Genomic DNA, 960 nt, shown 5'->3' on the forward strand with positions numbered 1-960 from the left:
ATCGGCCCGATCCGCGCGTTCAGCGGCCTGAGCTTCAACCGGCGGCTGCGCGAGGTGCCGCCGGAGCTCACGCTCGTCTCGTACGGCGCGATGGGGGAGCTGCGCAAGGCGCGCGGCCTGCAGGTGGTCCCCGCGCACTACTCGGTCCTCCCGCGGTTGTTCGCCGAGCGGGTCCTGCCCGGCGACGTCGGGCTCGTGCAGGTCTCCCCGCCCGGCCCGGACGGAGTGTGCTCGCTGGGCATCGGCGTGGACTACGCCGCGGACGCCGTACGCCACAGCCGGGTGCTGATCGGCGAGATCAACCACCGGATGCCCGCGACCACCGGCACGCCGGGCATCCCGCTGGACCGCTTCGCCGCCACGATCGAGACGGACCGGCCGGTGCCCGAGGCGCCGGACCGCGTCCCGGACGCCGTGGACGAGGCCATCGCCGCCCGCGTCGCCGAGCTGGTGCAGGACGGCGACACCGTGCAGATGGGCGTCGGCGCACTGCCCACTGCGATCATGGACGGCTTGTCCGGGCACCGTGACCTGGGCTTCCACTCCGGCATGCTCACCGACGGGGTCCTGCGCCTGGTGGAGAAGGGCGTGCTCACCGGGCGGCGCAAGGAGATCGACGAGGGCCTGCTGGTCACCGGCACGGCCATCGGGTCCGCCGAGCTCTACGCCCGCCTCGGCGAGCTGCCCGTGGTGTTCCGCCCCGCGAGCTACACCCACGACCCCGCCGTGCTCGCCCGGCTGCGCCGGCTCGTCGCGATCAACTCCGCCATCGAGGTCGACCTGTCCGGTCAGGTGAACGGCGAGGCGATCGGCGGCCGGTACCTGGGTGGCATCGGCGGGCAGGCGGACTTCTCCGGAGCGGCCGCCCGCACCGGCGCCCGCTCGATCATCGCGCTGCGCTCGACCGCCGGTGGCGCGTCCACGATCGTCCGCACCCTGCGCGGCCCGGTCAGCACCGGC

General features: G+C 74.5%; 1 protein-coding gene. It reads left to right on the plus strand.

Annotated features, from left to right (window positions below):
* A partial coding sequence (locus ACL02T_RS34875) for an acetyl-CoA hydrolase/transferase family protein (RefSeq protein WP_412835090.1) occupies positions 1-960 on the plus strand: 960 nt, incomplete at both ends.

This window comes from Pseudonocardia oceanicola (assembly GCF_047200735.1).
GTDB lineage: Bacteria > Actinomycetota > Actinomycetes > Mycobacteriales > Pseudonocardiaceae > Pseudonocardia.